This is a genomic window from Flavobacterium adiutor, assembly GCF_048282555.1.
Taxonomy (GTDB): domain Bacteria; phylum Bacteroidota; class Bacteroidia; order Flavobacteriales; family Flavobacteriaceae; genus Flavobacterium.
In genome coordinates this window covers 4,455,869-4,480,245 of the sequence record NZ_CP182487.1, presented here as the reverse complement: position 1 = coordinate 4,480,245, position 24,377 = coordinate 4,455,869, and the positions used below count along the sequence as shown (strand labels likewise).

Genomic DNA, 24,377 nt, shown 5'->3' with positions numbered 1-24,377 from the left:
AGCCTGAAAGTTTTTTCAGGCTTTGTTTTTTAGTTATAAACGTGAATCATATTTCCGTTTGCTTCAACACGGTATTGCTTCATTGGGTATTCTTCTTTTGCATATCCAAGTCCGGTAAATAAACTATAAGAGCTTTTATCACAAGAGCATACTGCATTAATACCATCAATTTTCATTGCAGTACAGGAATTTAACGTCTGGTTTGGGCAGGCAGCGTCAAAAGCAATATATGTTCCAGGACCTGTCATCATTACTATTACTCCTTTTGCACCTTGACTTGCTTCATAAATCGGATTACTTGGATATAGTAGCTTGTTATAGGCTGGAAGATTCGTATTTAAAAACAAATCGACTGGATAATCAGGTATATTAGGATTTTTATTGCTAATACTGTTATCACTGCAAGAAAAAAATATAGAAATAACGACTATTAAAAAATAGATATTTTTCATTGTTTTAAAAGGGAATTAGTGAAACAAAAATAATTTATTTGCTTTTGAATTTTATATGATTAACATATAATTATGTACTATTAAAAATAATAGTATATTTGTAATACAAAATCCCGTCCCGATGGGATTTTTTCTATTTATATAAACGATGAAGTTATGAGTAAAGTATCTTATTATACCGCAGACGGGTTAAAAAAATTAAAAGATGAATTAGAGCATTTAAAAAGTGTAATGCGTCCTAAGGCTTCTCAGGATATAGCAGACGCAAGAGACAAAGGTGATTTATCTGAAAATGCTGAATATGATGCTGCAAAAGAAGCGCAGGGTTTATTAGAAATGAGAATTGCTAAACTTGAAGAAGTTTACGCAAACGCAAGATTAATTGACGAATCTCAACTGGATGTTTCTAAAGTTTTGGTGCTTTCAAATGTGAAAATCAAAAACCAAAGCAACGGAATGGAAATGAAATATACCCTTGTTGCTGAAAGTGAAGCAGATTTAAAAACCGGAAAAATTTCGGTAACTTCTCCTATTGGAAAAGGACTGTTAGGTAAATCAGTTGGCGAAGTAGCTGAAATTACCGTGCCAAACGGTGTTTTGAAATTTGAAATTCTGGAAATTTCAAGAGACTAATATTTGAAAGATGAGTTCAATATTTACCAAAATAGTAAACGGAGAAATTCCGGCATACAAAATCGCAGAAGACGATAATTTTTTAGCGTTTTTAGATGTAAATCCAAATGCTAAAGGACACACACTTTGTATTCCGAAGCAGGAAATTGATAAGATTTTTGATATAGACGATGCGTTGTATTCAGGTCTTATGAAATTTTCTAAGAAGATTGCAGTTGCTTTAGAAAAAGCCGTACCCTGCAAAAGAGTGGGTATGGCAGTAGTAGGTTTAGAAGTTCCTCATGCTCACGTACATCTGATTCCGTTAAATGAAATGGATGAAATGCGTTTTATCAACAAAGTATCACTTTCTAAAGATGAATTTGAGGCTTTAGCAAAAAGTATTCAGGCAAATCTCTAATACAGAAAGTAATAAAAAAATTAGAGAAGTGCAGTAAAATCAGTTACTGCACTTTTTTATTTAATGAAATTTGAAATGTAGTTCCTTTACCAATTTCAGAGTGCAAAACCTTTATTTTTCCACTATGATATTCTTCAACAATTCTTTTGGTTAGAGAAAGGCCAAGTCCCCAGCCGCGTTTTTTGGTCGTAAAGCCAGGTTCAAAAATAGTTTTGAATTGGTTTTTCGGAATTCCGGTTCCGGAATCTTTTATGTTTATCTTTACATGATGGTTGTCCTGTTCAATTTGGAGTTCTAAAGTGCCTTTTCCTTTCATGGCGTCAATAGCATTTTTAACCAGGTTTTCAATAGTCCAGCTATGGAGTGTTGGGTTAATTAAAGAAAAAACAGTTTCCTGAGATCCTTTATACGAAAAAGAAACTTGTTTGGAAAAACGTGATTGCAGGTATTCATAAGTATGTAATGTTTCAGTTACAATATCGTGAACTTCCAAAACCGGAACTGAGCCAATTTTTGAGAAACGATCCGTAATGGTCTGAAGTCGTTCAATGTCTTTCTGAATTTCTTCTGTAATGGATCGGTCAATTTCTTCTGTTTTTAAAATTTCAACCCAGCCTATTAATGAAGATAAAGGTGTACCAATCTGGTGCGCAGTTTCCTTAGCCATTCCTGCCCAAAGTTTATTCTGGGTAGCAATTTTGGTGCTTTTATAGAAATTATAAATAAGAGCGACACATAAAAATACAATTAAAAGCAAAGCAATAGGATAATATTTTAGTTTATTGAGCAATGCTGAATTACCGTAGTATAAAGTTTGGTATTTTCCTGATGCGTATTCAAAAGTTATGGGCTCATTTTCACTTTTCAATGTTTTTAAAAGAGCATCTCTTTTTTTCTTGTCATTGAGGATTTCATCGGGGACATTTTTCGAACTGACCACTTTATCATATAAAATTACCACAGCCGGAATCGAAGTGTTGTTGTTTATAATCTGAAGAGGTAATTCTACATCTGTATTTTCGTCTGCATTTACTATTGTGATTTGAGCGTTTACAAAAAGATTCATTTTCAAGCGCTCCTCATTTTTAAAGATTTGGAAAAAAGTATAAGTATTCCAGAGAATAAGTGAAATGATTAAAAAGCAGAGTGAAATAATTATCCAGCGTACCGTATTTGTTCTTTCAGAAAAAGACATATATATTGTTTTGAGGTATAAATATAACGAAATAAACACATTTTATATTTTGTGCATCTTCAAAGATTTTTGTTTTTAAGCCGGAAACTATTTCTTTGACTTAAACCATTTCAATACTTTTGTATTAACTGAAAAGAAATTTGGTTAAAAGAGAAAAAATATGATTAGCATTAACCCAAAAGATATAGCAACAACGAAATTACAAAGCTATCTGCAAAGCGCTGTCGGACCACGGCCAATTGCCTTTGCAAGTACAATCAGTGCAAAAGGTGTTCCTAATTTGTCACCTTTTAGTTTCTTTAATATTTTTAGTGCTAATCCGCCAATTTTAGTTTTTTCTCCTTCAAGGCGGGTACGTGATAATACGGTAAAACATACTTTGCTTAATGCAGAAGCAACACGTGAAGTTGTGATTAATGTGGTTAATTATGATTTGGTTCAGCAAACTTCTTTGTCAAGTACTGAATATGCAGAGGGTGTGAACGAATTTATAAAAGCCGGACTAACACAGCTCCCTTCGGATGTAGTAAAACCTTATCGTGTTAAAGAATCTCCTGTGCAATTTGAGTGTAAAGTTACTCAGATTATTCCGTTGGGAACAGAAGGCGGAGCAGGAAACCTGATTCTTTGCGAAGTGGTAAAAATTCATATCCACGAATCTGTTTTAGATGAAAACGGAGCAATTGACCAGTATAAAATTGATTTGGTTTCAAGATTAGGAAATAACTGGTATTCGAGATCAAATCAGGGACTTTTTGAAGTCGAAAAGCCACTTACAACTTTAGGTGTTGGAGTAGATGCAATTCCAAATTTCATTAAAGAAAGTCCTGTTTTTAATGGGAATGACTTAGGGAAATTAGGAAACATTGAAGCCTTGCCCACAATAGAAGAAGTTAGTATATTTGTGAAAGAAAATTTTTCGGTAAAAGGGGTTTTGAGTTCTGATGACCAGCAAAAAATACATTTAGAAGCCAAAAAATACCTGGATAGAGGTGATGTTTTATCAGCATGGAAACTGCTTTTGGCAAAGAAATAAAGAAAAGATACAATAATTAATATAGACAGAAGATGGAAGTTACAGGAAAAGTAAAAGTGGTTAATCCGGAGCAGCAAGTTAGTGCCTCATTCAAAAAAAGAGAATTAGTTGTTACTACTGATGAGCAGTATCCGCAACATATTTTAATTGAATTTACACAAGATAAATGCGATTTATTAAGTAGCTACAAACAAGGTGAGGCTGTGAAAGTTTCTATCAATTTAAGAGGAAGAGAATGGGTTAATCCACAAGGAGAAACCAGATATTTCAATAGTATTCAGGGATGGAGAATCGAAAGATTAGCTCCTGAAGGTCCGGTGCAAACACCACCTATGCCTGCTGCGCAAACTTTTGCTCCTGCAACTAATTTAAACGAAGACGAACCGGACGATTTGCCATTCTAAAAGGTTAGATGACCAAAAATTAGAAATTCCAAATTCCAAATCATGAATGTGTATTTGGGGTTTGGAATTTTATTTTTGAAAGTGTATTAGTAGGATTGGAATTTCATTAATGTCTTGAATTTAAAAAATGTATTTCTTATTTGATAATTTGTATTTTCCGCCTGTTTCAGAAGCTGATGAAGAAGGGATTTTGGCTGTTGGAGGCGATCTAAGTTCTGAACGGCTGAAACTGGCTTATAAAAGAGGGATTTTTCCGTGGTTTAATGAAGGGGAATCTATTCTTTGGTGGGCACCAAATCCACGCATGGTTTTATTTCTGGATGAACTGGTTGTTTCTAAAAGTATGCGTAACATTTTGAATCGTAATGTGTTTACCGTTACGTTTAATACCCGTTTTAAAGATGTAATTTTGAACTGCCAGCAAGTGTTACGTAATGGTCAGGATGGAACCTGGATTTCAGACGAAATAATCGAATCGTACTGTGAGCTGCATAATCAGGGAATTGCAAAATCGGTAGAGGTTTGGCAGGATGAAGTTTTGGTAGGTGGCTTGTACGGAGTAGATTTAGGTCATGTTTTTTGTGGAGAAAGTATGTTTTCTAAAGTTTCAAATGCTTCAAAAGTGGCTTTTATATCTTTGGTACGACATTTAAAACAAGAAAATTATAAATTACTGGATTGTCAGGTTTATAACCCGCATTTAGAGAGTTTGGGCTGCCGCGAAATTGACCGTGATGATTTTATGTCTATTTTAAAAAGTGAATAAATGAGCACTCCTTACATTGTAAAAGAAATTTATATTTATCCAATAAAAAGCCTTGCCGGAATTAGTTGTCAACATGCTTTTGCTGAAGAAATGGGTTTTGAAAATGACCGACGATGGATGTTGCTCGATTCAGATAACCAGCACATCACACAGCGTGAATATCCAATAATGAGTCAGTTTTACCCGCAAATTTCTGACGGAAAAATTTCGGTTACTTTTCAGGATCAAAAACATCAATTTTTAATCAGTGAGCACTTAAATGATCCGATTTATACCAAAGTGTGGGATGATAAAAGTTTTGTTTTCGAAGTAAATAAAGCAACTTCAAAATGGTTTAGCGATTGTTTAGGATTTGAATGTAAATTAGTGAAAATAATCAAAACCGGTGATCGCAAGCACGAAAGCTCAAGATCCAAAGAAACATATAATGTTAGTTTTGCCGATGCCTATCCTTATTTACTAACCGGAACAAAAAGCTTAGATTTTCTGAATGATAAATTAGAAGAAAAAATTACCATAAAAAGATTTCGTCCCAATATTGTTATCAATAGTAAGAATCCTCATGAAGAAGATGATTTTGAGTATTTTAAAATTGGCGAAGTTCAGTTTAAAAATGTAAAACCCTGCGGAAGATGTATTATGGTTAACAATGATCCGCAGAATGGAATTGTGAAAAAAGAGCCTCTGAAAACGTTGAGTAAATACAGGAATTTCAACAATTCTGTTTTATTTGGAATCAACTTAGTTAGTTTAAATTCTGGAATAATTAAGGTAGGTGACGCTGTTTTGTTCTAAAAATTCAGTTTTGTAAAGTTCCATTCCAAAGTATTAAAAAGCACCAGTTCATTTTTTAAAGAAGGTAATTCCAAAATTAATTTAAGCGTTTCGTGTGCCATCATCGTACCGATAATTCCGGGTAAAGTACCTAGCACGCCGTTTAAATTGCAGTTAGGAACATTCTTTGGGTCGGGCATTTCGGGAAATAAATCGCGGAGATTTTTACTTCCGTTATGATTAAAAACGGCTACCTGACCTTCGAATTTTAAAATACTGCCATACACCAGAGGTTTGTTTAATTTAACGCAAGTATCGTTTACCAGATAACGGGCGGTAAAATTATCTGAACCATCCACTATAAGATCATATTGCTTAATTATCTGTGCTGCATTTTCAATCGTTAATTTTTCCGCAATGGCTTCAGCTTGAATTAAAGGATTTAATTCCGAAACTTTTTTTTGTGCTACAATAGCTTTCTGCTGGCCAATTTCGCTTTCAGTATATAAAATCTGTCTGTGAAGATTGTGAATTTCAATCGTATCAAAATCTACAATCCCGATGGTTCCCACACCAGCTGTAGCAATGTATTGTAAAATGGGGCATCCTAAACCACCGGCACCAATGACCAATACCTTGGCTTTTTTAATTTTTGCCTGTCCTTCTTCGCCTATCTCAGCTAAGATAACTTGTCTGTTGTATCGTAAAAAATCTTGTATTACGCTCATTTGATTTTAGATTTTAGATTCTTGAATAGTGATTTTAGATTTAGAGAAATCAATCTTAAATCAGAAATCGTTAATCAACAATCTGCTATTGTAGTTTCTGTCCCAATCCTTCCAAACAGGCTCGTATCCTCTTTCGGAAATGATTCTGGCAATTTCAGCAACAGGGCGTTCATCGCTAATTTCGAATTGTTCCAAGGATTGCGGATCCACTACATAACCACCCGGATTGGTTTTAGAACCTGCACTCATACTCGTTGTACCAATTGGGATGATGTTGTTTCGGAATTTTTCATTTTCTCGGGTTGAAATTGAAATTTCCAAATCTTCATTCCACAAGCGATAGGCGCAAATTAATTGTGTTAAATCCTTGTCGTCCATGATAAAATTAGGTTCGATAATGCCTTCTGCAGGTCGTAATCTTGGAAAAGAAACTGAATATTTGGTTTGCCAATAGGTTTTTTGCAAATAATCCAAATGCAAGGCATTGAAAAAACTATCGGTGCGCCAATCTTCCAAACCTAATAAAACGCCTAAACCAATTTTGTGAATTCCCGCTTTTCCAATTCGGTCAGGGGTTTCAAGACGGTAATTAAAATTGGATTTTTTCCCTTTGGGATGGTATTTTTTATACACTTCCTGATGGTAGGTTTCCTGATAAACCAATACCGAATACACGCCAGCCTTGTGCAAACGTTCATAATCATCTTGTGAAAGCGGTTGGACTTCTACTGAAATAAGAGAAAATTGTGCTTTTATTTGTTCTATTGCGTTAAGGAAATAATTGATATTTACCGTATAATTGGCTTCCCCAGTAACTAACAGAACATGATCAAAACCCAAATGCTTCAAGGCTTGAGCTTCTATTTTGATTTCAGAATCGCTTAGTGTTTTTCGTTTGATTTTATTATCTAAACTAAATCCACAATAGGTACAAATATTTTGGCATTCATTGCTTAGATACAAAGGCGCATACATTTGGATGGTTTTTCCAAAACGTTTCTTAGTCAGTTCGTGACTTTTTTGTGCCATCAATTCTAAGTAAGCTTGGGCAGCAGGAGAAATCAATACCAAGAAATCATCCAGATTTCTTTTGATTTTAGTTAAAGAACGTTCCACCTCTGAGGCAGAAGTGCTGTATATTTTAGTCTTAATGGTTTCCCAGTCGTATTGATCAAAAACCGATTTAAATGTTGTCATTGGATTGTGTTTTTACCGCAAAAGAATATGTTGATTTTTTGCACGCAGATTCTGCGGATTTTCGCAGATTTACAGCTATTATATTTTATTTGCAATTCGTTTTATGTCTTCTAAAATGTTGATAGTATTGAAATTTACAAGTAGCCCTAACTTTTTATTAGTAAGTTTTAAATAGTTTGTAATTTGTTTATAATGGATAGGTGCTAATTCTTCAACAGATTTTAACTCTATGATTACTTTGTCTTCTACTAATAGATCAATTTTAAAAGCAACATCTAATATGATTTCATCGTAAGGAATAGTAATTTCAATTTGTCTTTCAACTTTTAAATTTATTTTTGTTAATTCGTGATGCAAAGCGCTTCCATATACAGATTCAAATAAACCTGGACCGAGTACATTGTAGACTTTGAAAATTGCTCCCCTTATTGCATATGAAATTTCATTTTCTGTCATTTTTTTAAAATTTTAAATTAGTACTAATAAAAAATAAATGTATTTATTTTAATACGATTTTAAATTTTATCAGATGCAGATTTTAATGTTTTTTTGTATTTTTTAAATTTTTTATCTGCGTAAATCTGCAGAATCTGCGTACTATTTAAAACATTTTATTCATATAAAAAAGCAGTCAACGGACTGGAAGCAACTGCCTGATTGAATTGCTGTGCTAATTGGGCTTCGTAAGCTTTTCGGCCAGCGATAACCGCTTCTTTGAAAGCTTCCGCCATTAATTTGGGGTTTCCGGCAACTGCAATTGCGGTATTCACTAGAACAGCATCTGCTCCCATTTCCATAGCTTTCGCAGCGTCTGAAGGAGATCCGATACCGGCGTCGATAATTACAGGAACCATAGACTGTTCGATAATGATTTCCAGAAAATCAATGGTTTTTAATCCTTTGTTGCTGCCAATTGGCGATCCTAAAGGCATAACTGCTGCTGTTCCTACATCTTCTAAACGTTTGCACAAAACAGGATCGGCATGGATGTAAGGTAAAACGATAAAACCCAGTTTAGCCAATTCCTCTGTTGCTTTTAAGGTTTCAATGGGATCCGGTAAAAGGTATCTTGGATCAGGATGAATTTCGAGTTTTAGCCAATTGGTTTCCAAAGCCTCTCGGGCTAATTGTGCTGCAAAAACAGCTTCCTTGGCATTTCTAGCACCTGATGTATTTGGTAATAAATTGATTCTGGGATGTTTTAAATGCGATAAAATAGCATCGGTATCGGTTTCTAAATCGACGCGTTTTAAGGCTACCGTTACTAATTCGCTCTCAGAAGCCAGAATTGCTTCTTCCATTTGAACATTCGAACCAAATTTTCCTGTTCCTAAAAACAATCGTGAATTTAGTTCTTTATCACCAATTTTAAATGTTGATTGGTTCATATAATGTTTCATTAAGTTTTGTTATTAATTCGGTTTTGTTGTCGCTTTCGGTAATTAATCCCGAAACAGCAATGCCATGAATTCCTGTTTGGATTATTGCAGGAACATCTTCTAATTGAATACCACCAATCGCATAAATTGGAGTTGAAATTCCCAGAAGTCTTAATTCTGTTACCATATTTTGGTAGCCATCCAGACCTAAAATCGGACTTAGATTGTCTTTCGTTTTAGTAAAACGGAATGGTCCCAAACCAATATAATCAGCACCTTCTTTGATTTGTTTTTGAACGTCTTCCAAGGTGTTGGCTGTTCCGCCAATAATTTTATTTGGTCCTAAAATTTCTCTGGCATTCGAGATTTTCATGTCTTTTAGACCTAAATGAACGCCATCAGCATTTATTTTTTGAGCTAAGGGAACATTGTCGTTGATGATAAAAGTGGCTGCAAATTCAGTGCACAATTTTTTTACGGCTTCCGCCAAAGTTTCCATGTCTTCAGAAGTGGCTTTTTTAAAACGAAGCTGAATCCATTTGCAGCCATTTTCTAAAGCTTGACGAATGTTGTTTAATTGCTCGTCGATAGTGTTTCCTTGCGAGATATATTGTAAGCGATTATACATTATGATTTCCTAGTAATTTTGGGGTTGATAATAAAAAGGTTTCGGTATATGCTTTGGCATTTTTACAGGCTCGTAACAGTTCTTGTTCTAAGGCAATATTGGCAGTAATTGCTGCAGATAAAACACAGCCTGAACCGTGTTTTTCGTATATCTGAGTAGTATTTGGCGAAAGCCTGAAAAAGTGTTGCTGACTATGTAAAAAATCAGTGCCAATTTCGTTAGGATTATGACCTCCTTTTAATAAAACAGCGCAGTTTTTAGATAGTTTTTTGATACTAAATTCAACAGATTTTTCAGTGGAATCTAATTTCAATATTTCATTGTAATTGGGAGTGATAAGTTCGATTTCTTTCAAAATGCTAATCAATTCATTGCGGTTTTCAATAGTTAGAAAATCAAATTCGGTAGTTGATTTCAGCACGGTGTCCCAAACTATTTTGGTCTTTGGCGAAAGCTTTTTTATCAAAAAAACAATTTCTTTTAAATAAGGCAGAGAGGGAACAATTCCAATTTTGACTGCTTTGATGTTGTAAGAGCCAAATAATGTTTCAATAGATTGTAAAACGAATTCTAGTGCTGTCCATTGGATGTTCACAAATTCATTTTCAGTTTGTATGGTATTAGCAGTACAAACAGCCAAGCCATACACCTGATGTTGTTCAAAGGTTTTAATATCGGCCAAAACTCCTGCGCCCGCCGAAGGATCAAAACCGGCAATGCTTAAAACGAAAGCGCGATTTGTTGACATAATTTAAAATTTTGAATTGGATTTTGACTGTTCCAAATAGTTCCTAATAGGGCTACATCATCAAAACCTGCTTTTAAAGTGGTTTCAATATTCGAAGCCTGAATTCCGCCTAAAGCAATCATTTTTGTTTGAAAATTGGTTCGGTTATTTATAGTTGTCAAAAGATTCGTTTTTGAAGCATAATTTGGTTTCGAAATACTCTCAAAAACCGGACTTACAAAAGCATAGTCAAATTCGGCAGCCAAAGCATTAAATTCTTCAACGGAATGAGTAGAGGTTGATTTTAAGAACCTACAAGGTTTTGATAACCTTGCAGGAGAGTTAAAAGTTTCTGTTCTCATTTTTTCTGTGAAATGAATTCTATTCATTCCTAATTCTTCCGCTAATTGATGATGACTGTGTAAAACCAGTTTATTTCGAAACTCCGATCTAATGGCATTTACAAATTTTTTCATTTCTTCAGCTGAATATTCAGGTTTTCTAACATGCAATAATTCCAGTCCTTCCTCAAAAAGAGAATGGATAATTGGGATTTCTTTTGCGATTGCAGTTGGATTGGAAATGACTATCATTTTATTAGTGATGAGTAATTAGTGAATAGTGATAAGAAAATATAATGTGCTAATTACTATTCACTAATCACTATTTACTTTTATTAGCTATAAATTTCGCTTCCTTGCTCAACAAACTCCTCTGATTTCTCTTGCATTCCTTTTTTTGCTTCTTCCACATCACGAATTTCCTGTGATATTTTCATGGAGCAGAATTTAGGTCCGCACATCGAGCAGAAATGCGCCACTTTAGCACCATCGGCAGGCAAGGTTTCATCGTGGAATTCACGAGCCGTGTCTGGGTCTAATGATAAGTTGAATTGGTCTTCCCAACGGAATTCAAAACGAGCTTTACTCAAGGCATTGTCACGGTATTGCGCACCCGGATGCCCTTTGGCTAAATTGGCAGCGTGAGCCGCAATTTTATAGGTGATTACTCCGTCTTTCACGTCTTTTTTGTTAGGTAAACCAAGATGTTCTTTTGGAGTTACATAACACAACATAGCACAGCCGTACCAACCAATCATGGCAGCACCAATAGCCGAAGTAATGTGGTCATAACCCGGAGCAATATCAGTTGTTAATGGTCCTAATGTATAAAACGGAGCTTCAGAACAATGTTCTAATTGCTTGTCCATGTTTTCTTTAATCATGTGCATCGGTACGTGTCCCGGTCCTTCGATAAATACCTGAACATCGTGTTTCCAGGCGATTTTTGTCAATTCTCCCAGTGTTTCTAATTCGGCAAATTGAGCGGCATCATTTGCATCGGCAATAGAACCCGGACGCAAACCGTCTCCCAAAGAGAAAGCCACATCGTATTGTTTCATGATTTCGCAGATTTCTTCAAAATGCGTGTACAGGAAGTTTTCTTTGTGGTGAAACAAACACCATTTGGCCATAATCGAACCACCACGAGAAACAATTCCCGTTACACGATTAGCTGTCAAATGAATGTATCTTAACAATACTCCGGCGTGAATCGTGAAATACGAAACGCCTTGTTCTGCCTGTTCAATCAAAGTATCTCTGAAAATTTCCCAAGTCAGGTTTTCGGCAATTCCGTTTACTTTTTCCAAAGCTTGATAAATAGGCACTGTTCCAATTGGCACTGGTGAATTTCGAATAATCCATTCTCTGGTTTCATGAATGTTTTTTCCGGTAGATAAATCCATAATGGTATCGGCTCCCCAGCGGCAAGCCCAAACTGCTTTTTCTACTTCTTCTTCGATGGAGGAAGTTACCGCACTGTTTCCGATATTAGCATTGATTTTTACCAAGAAATTACGACCTACAATCATCGGCTCGCTTTCTGGATGGTTGATGTTATTTGGAATAATAGCGCGACCAGCTGCTACCTCAGAACGAACAAATTCTGGAGTGATTTTGTTTTTTGGTGTATTCGCACCAAAACTATGTCCTGCATGTTGGCATTTCATTGCCGGAGTTGCATTTTCTAATTGTTCTATGCGTTGGTTTTCACGAATAGCTATGTATTCCATTTCAGGCGTAATAATTCCCTGTTTGGCATAATACAATTGGGTCACATTCGCTCCTTTTTTGGCACGCATCGGTTTGTGTAAATATTCGAAACGCAAATGATTTAATTTTTCATCGGCTAAGCGTTCTTTTCCGTAATTTGAGGTGATTTCAGTTAATTCTTCCACATCGCCACGGTCTAAAATCCATTGTTCACGAAGGCGTGGTAATCCTTTGCGAATATCAATTTCGATGTTTGGGTCGGTGTAAGGACCTGAAGTATCGTAAACCGTTACTGGCGGGTTTTTTTCTACACCACCTTTGGCTAGTTTCGTATCCGATAATTGGATTTCGCGCATGGCTACTTTTATCGGGTGAATTTCTCCATCGATATAGACTTTAGTCGAATTAGGGAATGGGATTCGGGATATTTTTTCTTCGTTATTCATTTGTTTGAAGTTATGAGTTGTGAGTTTTTGTATAACGGTATTTTTTATAGATAAGAATTATTGTTTCGAGTGACAGCAAACTGAAATCTGAAATCTGCAAACTGATTCTATCCGCCTTGTGTAGCAGAAATAATCAAAATATCGTCAGTTTCGGATAGGAGGTGACTGTTCCAATTGGATTTTGGAATCACATTGTTATTTATGGCTACAGCGATGCCGTTTTGTTTTTGCGGAATTTCAATATCGAGCAAGGCTTGAATGCTCAATGCTTCTACTTGAAATTGTTTGGTTTGATTGTTGATTTTTAGTTCCATTCTCGTATTTTTTTAAATGAAAAAATACTTTAGGAATGGCTACAAGGTGACCCAAAAAATGGGACTACGGAAGTCATCTTACTTTTCCCTACGCTAGTATGAACTAGATCAGGTTCAGAGGGTAAAATCTCAGCCTGCTAATGCAGACACCCCTAAAGTGTGCAACAAATGTAATTAAAAAGTTAGAAGTTAGAAGTTAAATGATAGAAGTTTAACAATTTTGTACTGAATACTTCAAAACCGAACACTGCTTACTGGTTTCTTGTCCAACAATTTTCAACGTGGTCGTTTACCATTCCAGTGGCTTGCATGTGGGCATAAACTACGGTAGATCCAACGAATTTGAATCCGCGTTTTTTTAAATCTTTGCTAATGGCGTCCGATAGTTGAGTAGTGGCAGGAACGTCTTTAAGGGTTTTGGGTTTATTATCGATAGGCTTTCCATCAGTAAATCCCCAGATGTATTTAGAAAAACTGCCAAATTCCTCCTGAACTTTCATAAAGGCAACAGCATTAGAAACAGCAGCCCGAATTTTTAACTGATTGCGAATAATGCTAGGATTGGCCATTAATTCCTGAATTTTATCTTCCGGATATTGGGCTATTTTTTGGTAATCAAATTGGTCAAAAGCTTCGCGAAAGCTGTCTCTTTTTGCCAAAACGGTGTACCAACTTAAGCCAGCCTGAAAGGTTTCCAGAATTAAAAATTCAAATAATGTAGGATCATCATAAACGGGAGTTCCCCATTCTTCATCGTGGTATTTGCGGTATAAATCGTCTTTTTCGCACCAGGCACAACGTAGTTTTGCTTCCATTTTTATTTATTTTGAATGTAATTTTTAATTACCGAATGGCCTAAATAAATTACTGGAGTTAATAAAATAGCGATTATCAGTTTTACAAAATAACCGGTAAATGCTGAAGCAATATAATCAGTTGTGGAAATTTTTCCTGTCATCCAAAAGGCAATTCCCAATACGATAAAACTGTCGAAAAGTTGCGAAATAACAGTGGAACCCGTACTTCTTAGCCAAATCATTTTGTTGCCTGTTTTTCTTTTGAAAAAGTGAAAAATGGTAACGTCGATTAATTGGGAAACTAGGAATGCTGTGATGCTTCCTACAATAATCCACATACTTTGTCCAAATACGGCATAAAACTGTTCATCGGTCACTAATCCATCGCCTTTGACTGCGGGTATTTTTAAGGCAACATACAATAGCACAAAGCAGTATGCAATTAAACAAGCGGTGATCAGGGAAAGTTTTTTTACCCCTTTTTCTCCGAAATATTCATTAATTAAATCGGTTGTGACAAATACGACAGGCCAGGGCAGAATTCCAACACTCATTAAATAAGGGCCTACGTAAATGAGTTTTCCTCCTATTAATTCGGCGACTACTGCATTGGTAATAAATATTCCAGCAAGAATGATATAAACAATGTCTTTTTTGGATTGAAACATATTGTATGATTTGATTCAACCAAATTTAGTTTTTTATTTTTAGAAATAGTATTTAATAAAAAAGTTCCACTTTAAAAATTAAAATGGAACTTAATCGGATTTGTTTTAGGGTAAAGTTTTTATACTTGTTTTATGACTCTTCGATTTGAACATTATCTGGAAGTTGTCCAAGATGTTGCAATTTGATACGGGCTAATTTTTGTGCAGTTTTGATACACTCTAGCGGTTCTTTTTGCTGTAATTTGCCATATAAAAAACCTGTCCAGAAAGCATCTCCTGCCCCTGTAGTGTCTTTGATATTTTCAACTAAAGGCGCATTTTTATGGACTGTTCCTATTGAAGAATCCCAAAGGACTACTCCGTTTTTTCCTTTTGTTAAGCAGATGCTTTTTGCACCTAATTGGCTGAAATAATTAATTATAAAATCGTCGCTTTTAGTTTCATTAAATAATCGAAAACAATCGTCATCACTTAATTTTACTAGAGGATTAGTTGCAAGATATTTTCTGATAGTTTCAAAAGCTTCGGCTCGGTCAGGCCATATTTTTTCAGAATAATTTAAGTCAATACTGGTTTGTAATCCCATTTGGGATGCTCTTTCGGCTTTATTTAAAATAGTTTCGCGAGCTGGGTTTTTGCTTAAAGCGAAACAGGTGGTATGATAAATTTTGGATTTTTCCAATAAAACATCTGGTATTTGTGTTTCATGGATATGGTAATCTGCTTCTCTATAAGGAATAAATTCAGGAGTATCGCTTGATTTTGTTACAAAAATTACCGAGGATGGATAGTGTTCATGCTCTTTTACATGAGCCGTGTTCACATGACTTTCATTGAGTTTTTTTAGCATAAAATGACCAAGTCCATCCTTTCCACAACTGGCTACCAAAGCGGTTTTTAGTCCTATTTTCGAACTGTATATGGCGACGTTAGTTGGGGATCCTCCTAAAAAACGGCTGTAATTTTCTATTTCGGCAATTGGAGTGTTAATTTCATGACCAATGAAATCTATGAGTATTTCCCCAATACAGATAATGTCGATTGTTTTTTCCATTTTAAATCAATAATTTAAAATTAGTTGTGATTCCTTGGGTCAATAGTACTGTTGCGGCTGCACTCCATGTACAAAACGGGACTCCATTCACTGCTGTTGTTTCGGTATTGAAGTTCTCATAGAAACTAAAGTCTTCTTTTGCATTAGCATTGTTAATTGCGCTTAGAAGTGTTTTAGCCACTTTAACTTGTTTTTTGTTCAATAAGGCTAATCCATAAAATCCATTTACCATGGGCCAGCTCCCTCCGTTATGAAACTCGTTTGGATAATTTCTAAATTCGTATTTGAAATTGTTTTTTAATAAATTCCAGTCGGCATCTGTTTCTGTGATAGGAGGCCAAAAGGCAGGAAGAATTCCTAATTTAGTTTCGGTTCTGGTTTTTTCTGCATGTTGAATTATGGCTTCCTGAAAATCTTGTGCCCCAATGTTTAATAGTAAAGCTAAGGAATGAGCAAAAGCATCAAAGGGTGTTTTGTATCCCGCAGGGGAGAAGGAACAAGGCATGAAATTAACTAGTTTTAAATCATTGTATGTTCGTTCATGGTATTTTTCGCCTGTTGTATTTGGAATAAAATTAGATTCGATTTGATCTTTTATTTGCTCAATTTTAGTACTGATATTGACATCATTTGCAAAATGATTATAACTTTTTAACGCCCATATTCGTAACAATTGATCGTATAAAACATAACCATCTGTAATGTATTCGTCTGCCCAGTTTCCTGATAAAGGAACGTACATTAAGTGTTTGTTGTTAAATTCCCATGCTTCCATCAATCCCAAACATTTTACAATGTTAGATTGGTATTTTTCTACAAATGAGGCGTCTTTTTTATAGTAGGCATATTGACAAATTCCGATAATGAACCAGGTTACGGCATCCACTCTGCCAGCTAAACCGCCATAACTTACCTCGCTATTGTTTCCATCTGTCATTACATTCGATGGGATTGTTCCGTTTGAATGTTGATTGTTAGCAAGAGTTTCCAGCGTTTTTTTAAAGGTGGCAATCAAATTGTCATCGCCTGAGGCAAGGGCAGCTAATCCACAAATAACACCATCTCTAGCCCAAACTCTTTTGTAGTTAGAAATGTTTTGTGCACTGGCTAAAAAACCTTCCGTTGAAGAAGCTTTTTCAAGTAATTCGACGGCCTTTTTATAGGTAATATCGGTATTCATTATATTAATTTGTTGTTTTATTCGCTTTAATTAACAAAGTACTCATAGCTCCCAGAAGTAATAACACTCCGGCAAAAGTGATGGCTTGGCGTGGATCGTTGTTTAAAAAATGTTTTAGGATAAATCCAAAGGAAACATTTTGAAAAATCATGGGAACTACAATCATCATGTTGATGATGCCCATGTATACGCCGTAGCGTTCTTTAGGGATGTTGTTTACTACCATCAGGTACGGAATTCCCATCATACTTGCCCAGGCAATTCCATAACCAATAATTACTGCAAAAAATAAAAATTGATTTTGGATCAAAGGGAAAAAAAGAAAGGAGGTTGCGCCAAAAAGTAAACAAACAAAATGCACCATCTTGGGACTGTGTTTTTTAGCTAGTTTTGCCAGATAAAAGGCAACCGAAAAAGTGATTATAAATCCAAATGCACCTATCAAACCCATCCATTCTACTGCTTTTTCGTAGCCTTCTTTATTGGCTGGAGTGACATCCCAAACCGACAAAGCAATACTTTTAGAGTTGTTTTGCCAAAAACACATTAAAGCGTACCATTGGAATAAATACACTAAAAAAAGTTGCCACATTACCTTAGGCATCTCTAAAATAGCATGATAGATATCAATAAATGGTGAGAAAATATTTAAGGGCTCGGATTTCATTTTTTCAATTTCCTCTTCTGTAGGTGGAATTTCTGGTGTTTTTTTCATACTCCACCAAATCGAAGTTACCGAAAGGACAGCACCTAAAAAGAAGGAAGCGTAAATCCAGTTAGGTAATTCTCCTGTATAGCCTACAAATACTATTGGGAAAAGGAACAATGAAATGTATGACAAGAATTGACCAAATCCAGTAAAGAAACTTTGCGCTTGAAAACCTGTTGGTTGTTGGTCTTCATTAAGAGTGTCAGCAATAAAAGCACGATAGGGTTCCATCGCAGTGTTATTTCCCACATCCAGAATCCAAAGCAAACCTGCGGCCATCCATAATGAACTACTAAAAGGGAATAGGAACAAGGCTATACTACATATTATAGCACCTATGAAAAAATAGGGTTTTCTTCGTCCCCATCTTGGATGCCAGGTTTTATCACTCATAGCACCTATTATGGGTTGGATTAATAATCCGGTTAAAGGTCCAGCTAAGTTCAAAATTGGAATTTGATCTGGGCTGGCATGCAGAAAATCATATATAGGATTTACAGCACTTTGTTGTAAACCAAAACTATATTGAATTCCAAAAAATCCAACATTCATGTTTATAATTTGCCAAAAGCTAAGTTTAGGTTTTAAGAGCGCCATAATTGTGTTTTTTTAAAGTTTAAAATCAATTCCTGTACTTTTGAAAATACAGGAATTGGTAATCAACTAACATTTATGAAAAATAATCTAATTTTAGAATTTATAAGCCAATGCCATAGAAATTGATCTTCCTGTCATTGATCTTGCTCTTACAAAGTTTACGGTGTTTTCAGTAATACTTCCTTCTTCTGCCTCTGTGATAGCAAGGGTATTGAATAAATTGTTTCCTGAAATATTTAATGATAATCCTTTTGCGATGCCTACTTCTACAAATCCATTAACAATTACAAATCCATCCATTACTAATTGATTTGAATCTTGTGCATAAGCTTTAGATTGACCAACGAAACTTAAACCTAAAGTGTTTTTGTTATTCATGAACTTGTAAGTTGGAATAAAGCTATACATCAATTTTGGTTGTCTTCTTGGTTGGTTTCCATTGTTGTCACCAGAAGTGATTTCTGCTTTTGTATAGGTTAATGATCCTCTTAGGTTTAAATTGTCATTTAAGTCATATGCTGATTCTAACTCTAATCCTAATGATTTATAGTCGTTTTTGATAATGCTGTTAGATGTAGCTTCATATCCACCTTGTTCGTCAGTTTTAGAATGGAAAGCTGTAGCGTAGAAATACCCTTTGCTGAATTTTTGTTTGTATCCAATTTCAGTTTGTTTTAAGAAATCTAAAGCATTGATTTTGTCTCCATTTAAATAATCAAGACCACTAAATAAAATTCTATCCGCTTTTGCAGAAGCACCTCTACTGAATCTTCCAAAAACAGATTGTCTGTTATTGATTAAGAAGTTTGCTCCTACTGTATAAGAATAATAATCATAGTCGTAATTTACAGCAGTTGCATTAGCATTGTCTATGGCAAATACATTTTGCTCAGGTACAGATATGTTTCCATCATTATTAATGTCATAGGTAGTTGCAACTCCTCCTGCAAATGAGCCTGTTACTTTTCCTTTGTCGTAGCGTAATCCACCTTCAAATGATAATTTGTCAGAGGCATCAACTGAAATATTTACGTAAGGTGCTGATACGTTGTATTGTGTGTCGTAGTTTCTAGCCAGATTCCCCCAGAATGGTGTTCCATAAGCATATAATCCATTTTCAGATAATAAAGAGCCTCCGGCATTTTTAACATCAATTAAGCGAGGATTATTATCTGAAACTTCTTGTAAGTAAGAATTCCATAACCAAGACATCGAGATATTTTGCATTGATTTGAATAATCCAGCTGTAACGCCAACACCATCAAATTTTTTAGTCAATCGCAAATCGTTCATGAAATTACCCATGTTGTTTAATTGGGTGTCAAACATGTGAATTCTTGCTACCAATCCGTTTGGATTATTAAATGCAGCGCCATTATCAGCATATACTAAACTAGAACCTGTTCCGAAAGAATTTGCAATAGTTGCAGCAGTAGCTAATTGTGCAGGGAATGGAGAAATAAATCCACCTGAATTTGATGTAAAGCGAATGTTGTCAGTAATTTTCCATCCACCATCTAAGTCGAATGAAGCATTAGCACCAATAGATTTTGACACAGGGTGCATTCCATTCGCTACAGCCTCTCTGCGTACATTTCCGTCAGGTCCCAATCCAACACTATGAGTCAAGTAAATAGATTGTAAAGCACCGGTTGTAGCATCATAACCATCTACACTTTTCCAATTTGGATTAGCATTTGTTCCAGATACAGCAACTGGCATTGGCATATAAGCTGCAGCTCTGTCATTTAAGAATTTAGCATATACTGTTACAGAGCCGTTTTCAAACTCTTTTGTGATGTTGAATTTAAATTGGCCACCATTATTGCTGTTAAAACCTGTTTTTCTTACGCCTTCACCGGATCTATAAAAACCGCCAACATGAAAATATAGACCATCTCCAATTTTTCCACCATAATCTAAATCAGTACGGAAATTTCCATAATCTAATCCAAATGTTGTACTCATGTTTCCACCTTCTGTTTTTCCGGTTTTACTAATAAAGTTGATGATACCCCCAGGAGAGTTAGAAGACAAAGTTGATGCCGAACCTCCACGGATAGCCTCTACTTTTGCAATGTTTCCGTCAAATCTTGTGAATATATCTGCTGTAGCAAATGCTATATCACCAAATAATAATACGGGTAATCCATCTTCTTGCAATTGTAAATATTTGGATCCACCAGATGAAATTGGTACACCACGTACTGAAATATTAGAGTTACCTTCTCCTCCAGAGGATTCTGAACGAATTCCAGGAATTGTTCTAAATATTTCCGCAGTAGATCTTGGAGCTGATTGCGTAATTTGCTCTGTACCCAATGTTGTGATCGAAACACTGGATTTGATTTTAGCTTTAGGATTTACAACTCCGGTTACTACCACATCTTCTAATACATTGGTGTCTTCTGCTAATGTAATGTTTTGAATAGTATTGTCTTTAATCACTACATTTAACTCTACTGATTTAAAACCAATATAGGTAGCTATAAGACTTACCGTTTCGTTTCTTAGGCTAGAAAATGAATATTTTCCGTCGATATCCGTTGCAACGGCTTTATCAGTATTTTTTATGACAATATTAACTCCAGGTAATGGGTTTCCTGAAGCATCAGAAACGGTTCCACTTAATGTAGCATTTTGTGAAAATGAAATATTAAATAGCATCAACGCTACTACAATTCCCATTTTTTGTAAGAATGATTGTTTTGTTTTCATGGTTATTAGTTGTTTTGTTAATAATTTAACAGGTTATTTTTTACCAAATATATATTTATTAAACAAAATAAATGCATTATTTTTAACCGAAAACGTTTTCGATTTAACCGAAAACGTTTTCGATTTTATAAGTTTTTTTTTCGATATTTGTTTTTATGAAAGAGACTACTTTAAAAGAAATTGCAGATATCTTAGGAATATCGATTACAACAGTGTCAAAAGCACTGAAGAATTACCCTGATGTAAGCGAGAAAACCAAAAAAGCAGTTCTTACATTGGCTAAGGATTTACATTATACGCCTAATAGTTTTGCTGTAAACTTGAGGACTAAAGAGTCTAAGACAATTGGGCTTATCATTCCTGAAGTTGTACATCATTTTTTTTCGGGAGTTGTTAATGGAATCATTGATCAGGCAGAAAAGAATGGTTATTTGGTTATTATTTTACAGTCTAATGAGTCTTTGGAATTAGAAAAGAAGCAGGTAGCACTTTTATTGAGTAAGAGAGTCGATGGAATTATTATGTCACTTTCTAATGAGTCTAATAATGATCCTCATATTACTGAAATTATTGATAAGGAAATACCATTTGTTCAATTTGATAAAATAGCTAAATTGATTCCAAGTTCAAAAGTAATTATCAATGACAGAAAAGCTGCTCAGGAGGCGGTTCAGCATCTGATAGATATAGGATGTAAAAAGATTGCTCATATTCGCGGACTTGAAAACCCACAAAATTCAATTGATCGTTTTATGGGTTATAAAATGGCTTTGGAAAAAAACGGGATTCCTTTTGATCCCGGATTGGTATACGCTTGTAAAAGTATCACTTTTGAACAAGGGGTCGAATTTGCTAAGCAAATTTTAGAAGAAGATAAAGAGATTGATGGCATTTTTGTAATTACGGATTTAGTAGCGATAGGTGTTTTGGCACATTTTAATCAAGAAGGAATTAAAGTTCCTGAAGATATTGCTGTAATAGGTTTTAGTAATTGGTTGGTCTCGCAGGTAATTACACCCAAGTTGAGTACAGTTAATCAGCCAAGTTATGATATGGGGGTAGCAGCATTTACTTTATTATTGGAAGAAATTCTTTCCCGTAAAGAAGGAAAGGTGTTTAAGCCTAAAATAGTTGAATTAGAAACAGAGGTGATTGTTCGCGAATCTACCTTGAAAAAAAGCTGATAAAAGAGATTTTAAAAAAGCTTTTTTGCTACACATATTCAAGAACTAAATCAACATATAAGATTTATAAAATTTTATTATTCTAAATTTCATTATTAAAGCTTGGGTCTTAAATTTTCATTATGATTAGTGATTTTTTGGCTATTTTTGAAAGAGTGAATTTTTTTAAATAACAAATTGATAATGAAAAAAATAATCACAATTTTTCTCATGGGTACAACTTTCTTTACGTCAAATGCACAAACGAATACAGAGAATTCATTACTGAAGGAGTGGACAGGTCCTTATGGAGGTGTTCCTGCTTTTGATACATATGAAGTTTCAGATTTTAAACCGGCAATTCAGTTTGCAATTCAGGAAAAACTGAATGAAATTGATGTAATTGCCAACAATCCCGAAGCACCAACTTTTGAAAATACGATTGTTGCTTTGGAACGTTCTGGTAAAACGATATCCAGGATTTTTACAGTTTACGGAATTTACAGATCAAATTTGAGCAGTACTGAGTTTAATGCTGTTGATAGCGAAATGTCTCCTGAATTTTCAGAACTTAAAGATAAAATCAATCAAAATGAAAAGTTATTTGCAAGAATAGAAGCACTTTATAACTCAAAAGAAAGTAAAAAACTAACGAGTGAACAACAACGACTCATTTGGTTGTACTATACTAATTTTGTACGTGAGGGTGCCAAACTGAAAGATCAGGACAAAGAAAAGGTTGCAAAAATAAATAAAGAATTAGCAGGTCTCTTTACAAAATTTAGCCAAAATTTATTGGCAGAGGAGCATAATCAGTATCTCGCTTTAACCACAGAAAGTGATTTTGACGGTTTACCGGAAGAAGTTAAAAAAGCTGCTATGGCTGATGCGAAAGAACGAAAACTAAATGTTTTAGGAACTATCGCAAATACACGTTCTTCAATCGAACCCTTTTTGACGTTTTCAACTCGCAGGGATCTGAGGGAAAAAGCATTTGATATTTTTGTAAAACGAGGTGATAACGGAAATGAAAATGATAATAATGCCATATTGGTTTCAATTTTAGAGTTAAGAACAAAAAAGGCAAAATTACTTGGTTATCCAACTTTTGCTCATTGGAGTTTATCTAACAAAATGGCTAAAGACCCAAAGAAAACTTTAGATTTAATGTTTTCAGTATGGGAACCAGCCGTTAAAAAAGTAAATCAAGATGTAGCAGAAATGCAAAAAATCGTAGATACAGAAGGAGGTAAATTTAAAATTCAGCCTTGGGATTATCGTTTTTATGCTGAAAAAGTTAGAAAAGCAAAATATGACATAGATCAAAATGAAGTAAAGCCGTATCTTCAGTTAGAAAACCTGCGTGAAGGAATGTTCTGGGTTGCCGGGGAGCTATTCAATTTAAGTTTTAGACAAATTACAAACGTGCCGGTTTATCATCCGGATGTGCGTGTTTGGGAGGTGAGTAATACAGTAACTGGTAAAGTTGTTGGTTTGTGGTATTTTGATCCGTACGCCCGTGCAGGAAAACGTTCAGGAGCGTGGATGAATGCTTATCGGGATCAGCAAAAATTAGATGGAGACGTACTTACTATTGTTTCTAACAATTGTAATTTTATAAAAGGAGCAGATAATGAGCCAATTTTAATTTCGTGGGATGATGCTTCGACTTTATTTCATGAGTTTGGACATGCACTTCATGGTTTATGTTCGAATGTTACTTACCCAAGTTTAGCAGGAACAGCAGTTGCAAGGGATTATGTTGAATTTCCTTCGCAATTGTTAGAGCACTGGCTGGCAACTCCTGAAGTGTTGAATAAATTTGCTTTGCATTATAAAACAAATCAGCCATTACCTCAGATTTTAGTTGATAAGATTGAAAAAGCAGTAAATTTTGGAGAGGGTTTCGCTACTGTAGAAACAATTTCAAGCTCTTTAGTAGATATGAAACTACATTTGGAGACAGCAACTATTGATCCTCATAAATTTGAAAAAGAAACTTTGGATGCACTGCATATGCCGTCAGAAATTGTAATGCGCCATCGTATTCCGCAGTTTGGACATATTTTTTCAAGTGATGGGTATGCGGCTGGATATTACAGTTATTTATGGGCAGATGTTATCAATGCGGATGCCTGGGAAGCTTTTGTAGAAGCAAAAGGGGCTTATGATAAAACAGTAGCTAAAAGACTGTATGATACAGTTTTTAGTGTTGGAAATACTATTGATAATGAAAAGGGTTATGAGAATTTCCGGGGAAGAGCTCCGAAATCAGACGCACTGATGCGTGCTAGAAATTTTCCGATCGAAAAGAAAAAGTAATAGGTATAGCAACAAAAAAAGCCTGAATAATTTAAT

25 protein-coding genes and 1 riboswitch are annotated in these 24,377 nt (G+C 35.0%); of the genes, 8 read left to right on the top strand and 17 right to left on the bottom strand.

Going from position 1 to position 24,377, the window contains the following annotated elements:
- Nucleotides 1-29 precede the first annotated feature (29 nt).
- Nucleotides 30-452 (bottom strand): hypothetical protein, encoded by a 423-nt coding sequence (locus ACNC7R_RS18995; RefSeq protein WP_417942605.1) that lies wholly within the window; start codon nt 450-452, stop codon nt 30-32.
- 156 nt (nt 453-608) lie between these two features.
- Between ACNC7R_RS18995 and greA the strand changes: the two genes are divergently transcribed.
- Both greA and ACNC7R_RS18985 read left to right on the top strand, forming a co-directional pair.
- The gene (gene greA / locus ACNC7R_RS18990; RefSeq protein ID WP_132990808.1) at nt 609-1,085 is read left to right on the top strand and encodes a transcription elongation factor GreA; all 477 of its coding nucleotides are present in this window, start codon (nt 609-611) and stop codon (nt 1,083-1,085) included.
- Nucleotides 1,086-1,095: 10 nt separating this feature from the next.
- Nucleotides 1,096-1,485, top strand: coding sequence for an HIT family protein (locus ACNC7R_RS18985; protein WP_417942604.1), 390 nt, complete (start codon nt 1,096-1,098; stop codon nt 1,483-1,485).
- A gap of 43 nt (nt 1,486-1,528) precedes the next feature.
- On the opposite strand, the gene ACNC7R_RS18980 is transcribed toward ACNC7R_RS18985, so the two are convergent.
- On the bottom strand, nt 1,529-2,680 hold the full coding sequence (locus tag ACNC7R_RS18980; RefSeq protein ID WP_417942603.1) for a sensor histidine kinase: 1,152 nt from the start codon (nt 2,678-2,680) through the stop codon (nt 1,529-1,531).
- 160 nt (nt 2,681-2,840) lie between these two features.
- Between ACNC7R_RS18980 and ACNC7R_RS18975 the strand changes: the two genes are divergently transcribed.
- The 4 genes from ACNC7R_RS18975 to ACNC7R_RS18960 all read left to right on the top strand — a co-directional run bounded on the left by ACNC7R_RS18975 (nt 2,841) and on the right by ACNC7R_RS18960 (nt 5,681).
- Nucleotides 2,841-3,716: a flavin reductase family protein gene (locus ACNC7R_RS18975; protein WP_417942602.1), complete on the top strand. Its 876-nt coding sequence runs from the start codon at nt 2,841-2,843 to the stop codon at nt 3,714-3,716.
- Nucleotides 3,717-3,748: 32 nt separating this feature from the next.
- The gene (locus ACNC7R_RS18970; protein WP_417942601.1) at nt 3,749-4,120 is read left to right on the top strand and encodes a DUF3127 domain-containing protein; all 372 of its coding nucleotides are present in this window, start codon (nt 3,749-3,751) and stop codon (nt 4,118-4,120) included.
- A 127-nt stretch (nt 4,121-4,247) separates the two neighbouring features.
- A complete protein-coding gene (gene aat, locus ACNC7R_RS18965) occupies nt 4,248-4,886 on the top strand; it encodes a leucyl/phenylalanyl-tRNA--protein transferase (protein ID WP_417942600.1) in 639 nt (212 codons plus the stop codon).
- A complete protein-coding gene (locus tag ACNC7R_RS18960; protein WP_417942599.1) occupies nt 4,887-5,681 on the top strand; it encodes an MOSC domain-containing protein in 795 nt (264 codons plus the stop codon).
- On the opposite strand, the gene ACNC7R_RS18955 is transcribed toward ACNC7R_RS18960, so the two are convergent.
- From ACNC7R_RS18955 to ACNC7R_RS18885, 15 genes are all read right to left on the bottom strand, one after another.
- Nucleotides 5,678-6,388 (bottom strand): HesA/MoeB/ThiF family protein, encoded by a 711-nt coding sequence (locus tag ACNC7R_RS18955; RefSeq protein WP_417942598.1) that lies wholly within the window; start codon nt 6,386-6,388, stop codon nt 5,678-5,680. The genes ACNC7R_RS18960 and ACNC7R_RS18955 overlap by 4 nt on opposite strands.
- A 60-nt stretch (nt 6,389-6,448) precedes the next feature.
- Nucleotides 6,449-7,585, bottom strand: a complete 1,137-nt coding sequence (thiH, locus tag ACNC7R_RS18950; RefSeq protein WP_417942597.1) for a 2-iminoacetate synthase ThiH — start codon at nt 7,583-7,585, stop codon at nt 6,449-6,451.
- 78 nt (nt 7,586-7,663) lie between these two features.
- Nucleotides 7,664-8,041, bottom strand: coding sequence for a GxxExxY protein (locus ACNC7R_RS18945; protein WP_417942595.1), 378 nt, complete (start codon nt 8,039-8,041; stop codon nt 7,664-7,666).
- A 155-nt stretch (nt 8,042-8,196) separates the two neighbouring features.
- A complete protein-coding gene (locus ACNC7R_RS18940; RefSeq protein ID WP_417942594.1) occupies nt 8,197-8,973 on the bottom strand; it encodes a thiazole synthase in 777 nt (258 codons plus the stop codon).
- Nucleotides 8,954-9,592, bottom strand: coding sequence for a thiamine phosphate synthase (locus tag ACNC7R_RS18935; RefSeq protein ID WP_417942593.1), 639 nt, complete (start codon nt 9,590-9,592; stop codon nt 8,954-8,956). Before ACNC7R_RS18935 ends, ACNC7R_RS18940 begins: the two co-directional genes overlap by 20 nt.
- A complete protein-coding gene (locus ACNC7R_RS18930) occupies nt 9,585-10,340 on the bottom strand; it encodes a hydroxymethylpyrimidine/phosphomethylpyrimidine kinase (RefSeq protein ID WP_417942592.1) in 756 nt (251 codons plus the stop codon). The genes ACNC7R_RS18935 and ACNC7R_RS18930 overlap by 8 nt, the downstream gene beginning before the upstream one ends.
- Nucleotides 10,313-10,912 (bottom strand): thiamine phosphate synthase, encoded by a 600-nt coding sequence (locus ACNC7R_RS18925; protein ID WP_417942591.1) that lies wholly within the window; start codon nt 10,910-10,912, stop codon nt 10,313-10,315. The genes ACNC7R_RS18930 and ACNC7R_RS18925 overlap by 28 nt, the downstream gene beginning before the upstream one ends.
- 83 nt (nt 10,913-10,995) lie before the next feature.
- On the bottom strand, nt 10,996-12,819 hold the full coding sequence (gene thiC / locus ACNC7R_RS18920; protein WP_417942590.1) for a phosphomethylpyrimidine synthase ThiC: 1,824 nt from the start codon (nt 12,817-12,819) through the stop codon (nt 10,996-10,998).
- A 107-nt stretch (nt 12,820-12,926) separates the two neighbouring features.
- Nucleotides 12,927-13,133 (bottom strand): sulfur carrier protein ThiS, encoded by a 207-nt coding sequence (gene thiS / locus ACNC7R_RS18915; RefSeq protein ID WP_417942589.1) that lies wholly within the window; start codon nt 13,131-13,133, stop codon nt 12,927-12,929.
- A gap of 68 nt (nt 13,134-13,201) precedes the next feature.
- A riboswitch (TPP riboswitch) is annotated at nt 13,202-13,297 on the bottom strand.
- Nucleotides 13,298-13,384: 87 nt separating this feature from the next.
- On the bottom strand, nt 13,385-13,948 hold the full coding sequence (locus tag ACNC7R_RS18910; RefSeq protein ID WP_417942588.1) for a DNA-3-methyladenine glycosylase I: 564 nt from the start codon (nt 13,946-13,948) through the stop codon (nt 13,385-13,387).
- A 2-nt stretch (nt 13,949-13,950) separates the two neighbouring features.
- Nucleotides 13,951-14,598 carry a queuosine precursor transporter gene (locus ACNC7R_RS18905; RefSeq protein ID WP_417942587.1) on the bottom strand — a complete coding sequence of 216 codons (648 nt, stop codon included), beginning with the start codon at nt 14,596-14,598 and terminating at the stop codon, nt 13,951-13,953.
- Between the two features lie 130 nt (nt 14,599-14,728).
- The gene (locus ACNC7R_RS18900) at nt 14,729-15,652 is read right to left on the bottom strand and encodes a carbohydrate kinase family protein (RefSeq protein ID WP_417942586.1); all 924 of its coding nucleotides are present in this window, start codon (nt 15,650-15,652) and stop codon (nt 14,729-14,731) included.
- A gap of 1 nt (nt 15,653) precedes the next feature.
- Complete coding sequence (locus tag ACNC7R_RS18895; protein ID WP_417942585.1) at nt 15,654-16,832, bottom strand: glycoside hydrolase 100 family protein; 1,179 nt, start codon at nt 16,830-16,832, stop codon at nt 15,654-15,656.
- 4 nt (nt 16,833-16,836) lie between these two features.
- Nucleotides 16,837-18,138 (bottom strand): MFS transporter, encoded by a 1,302-nt coding sequence (locus ACNC7R_RS18890; RefSeq protein WP_417942584.1) that lies wholly within the window; start codon nt 18,136-18,138, stop codon nt 16,837-16,839.
- Between the two features lie 93 nt (nt 18,139-18,231).
- Nucleotides 18,232-20,856 carry a TonB-dependent receptor domain-containing protein gene (locus tag ACNC7R_RS18885; protein ID WP_417942583.1) on the bottom strand — a complete coding sequence of 875 codons (2,625 nt, stop codon included), beginning with the start codon at nt 20,854-20,856 and terminating at the stop codon, nt 18,232-18,234.
- Between the two features lie 155 nt (nt 20,857-21,011).
- On the opposite strand from ACNC7R_RS18885, the gene ACNC7R_RS18880 reads away from it, so the two are divergent.
- On the top strand, nt 21,012-22,040 hold the full coding sequence (locus ACNC7R_RS18880) for a LacI family DNA-binding transcriptional regulator (RefSeq protein ID WP_417942582.1): 1,029 nt from the start codon (nt 21,012-21,014) through the stop codon (nt 22,038-22,040).
- Nucleotides 22,041-22,223: 183 nt separating this feature from the next.
- A complete protein-coding gene (locus tag ACNC7R_RS18875) occupies nt 22,224-24,341 on the top strand; it encodes a M3 family metallopeptidase (RefSeq protein ID WP_417942581.1) in 2,118 nt (705 codons plus the stop codon).
- Nucleotides 24,342-24,377: the final 36 nt, after the last annotated feature.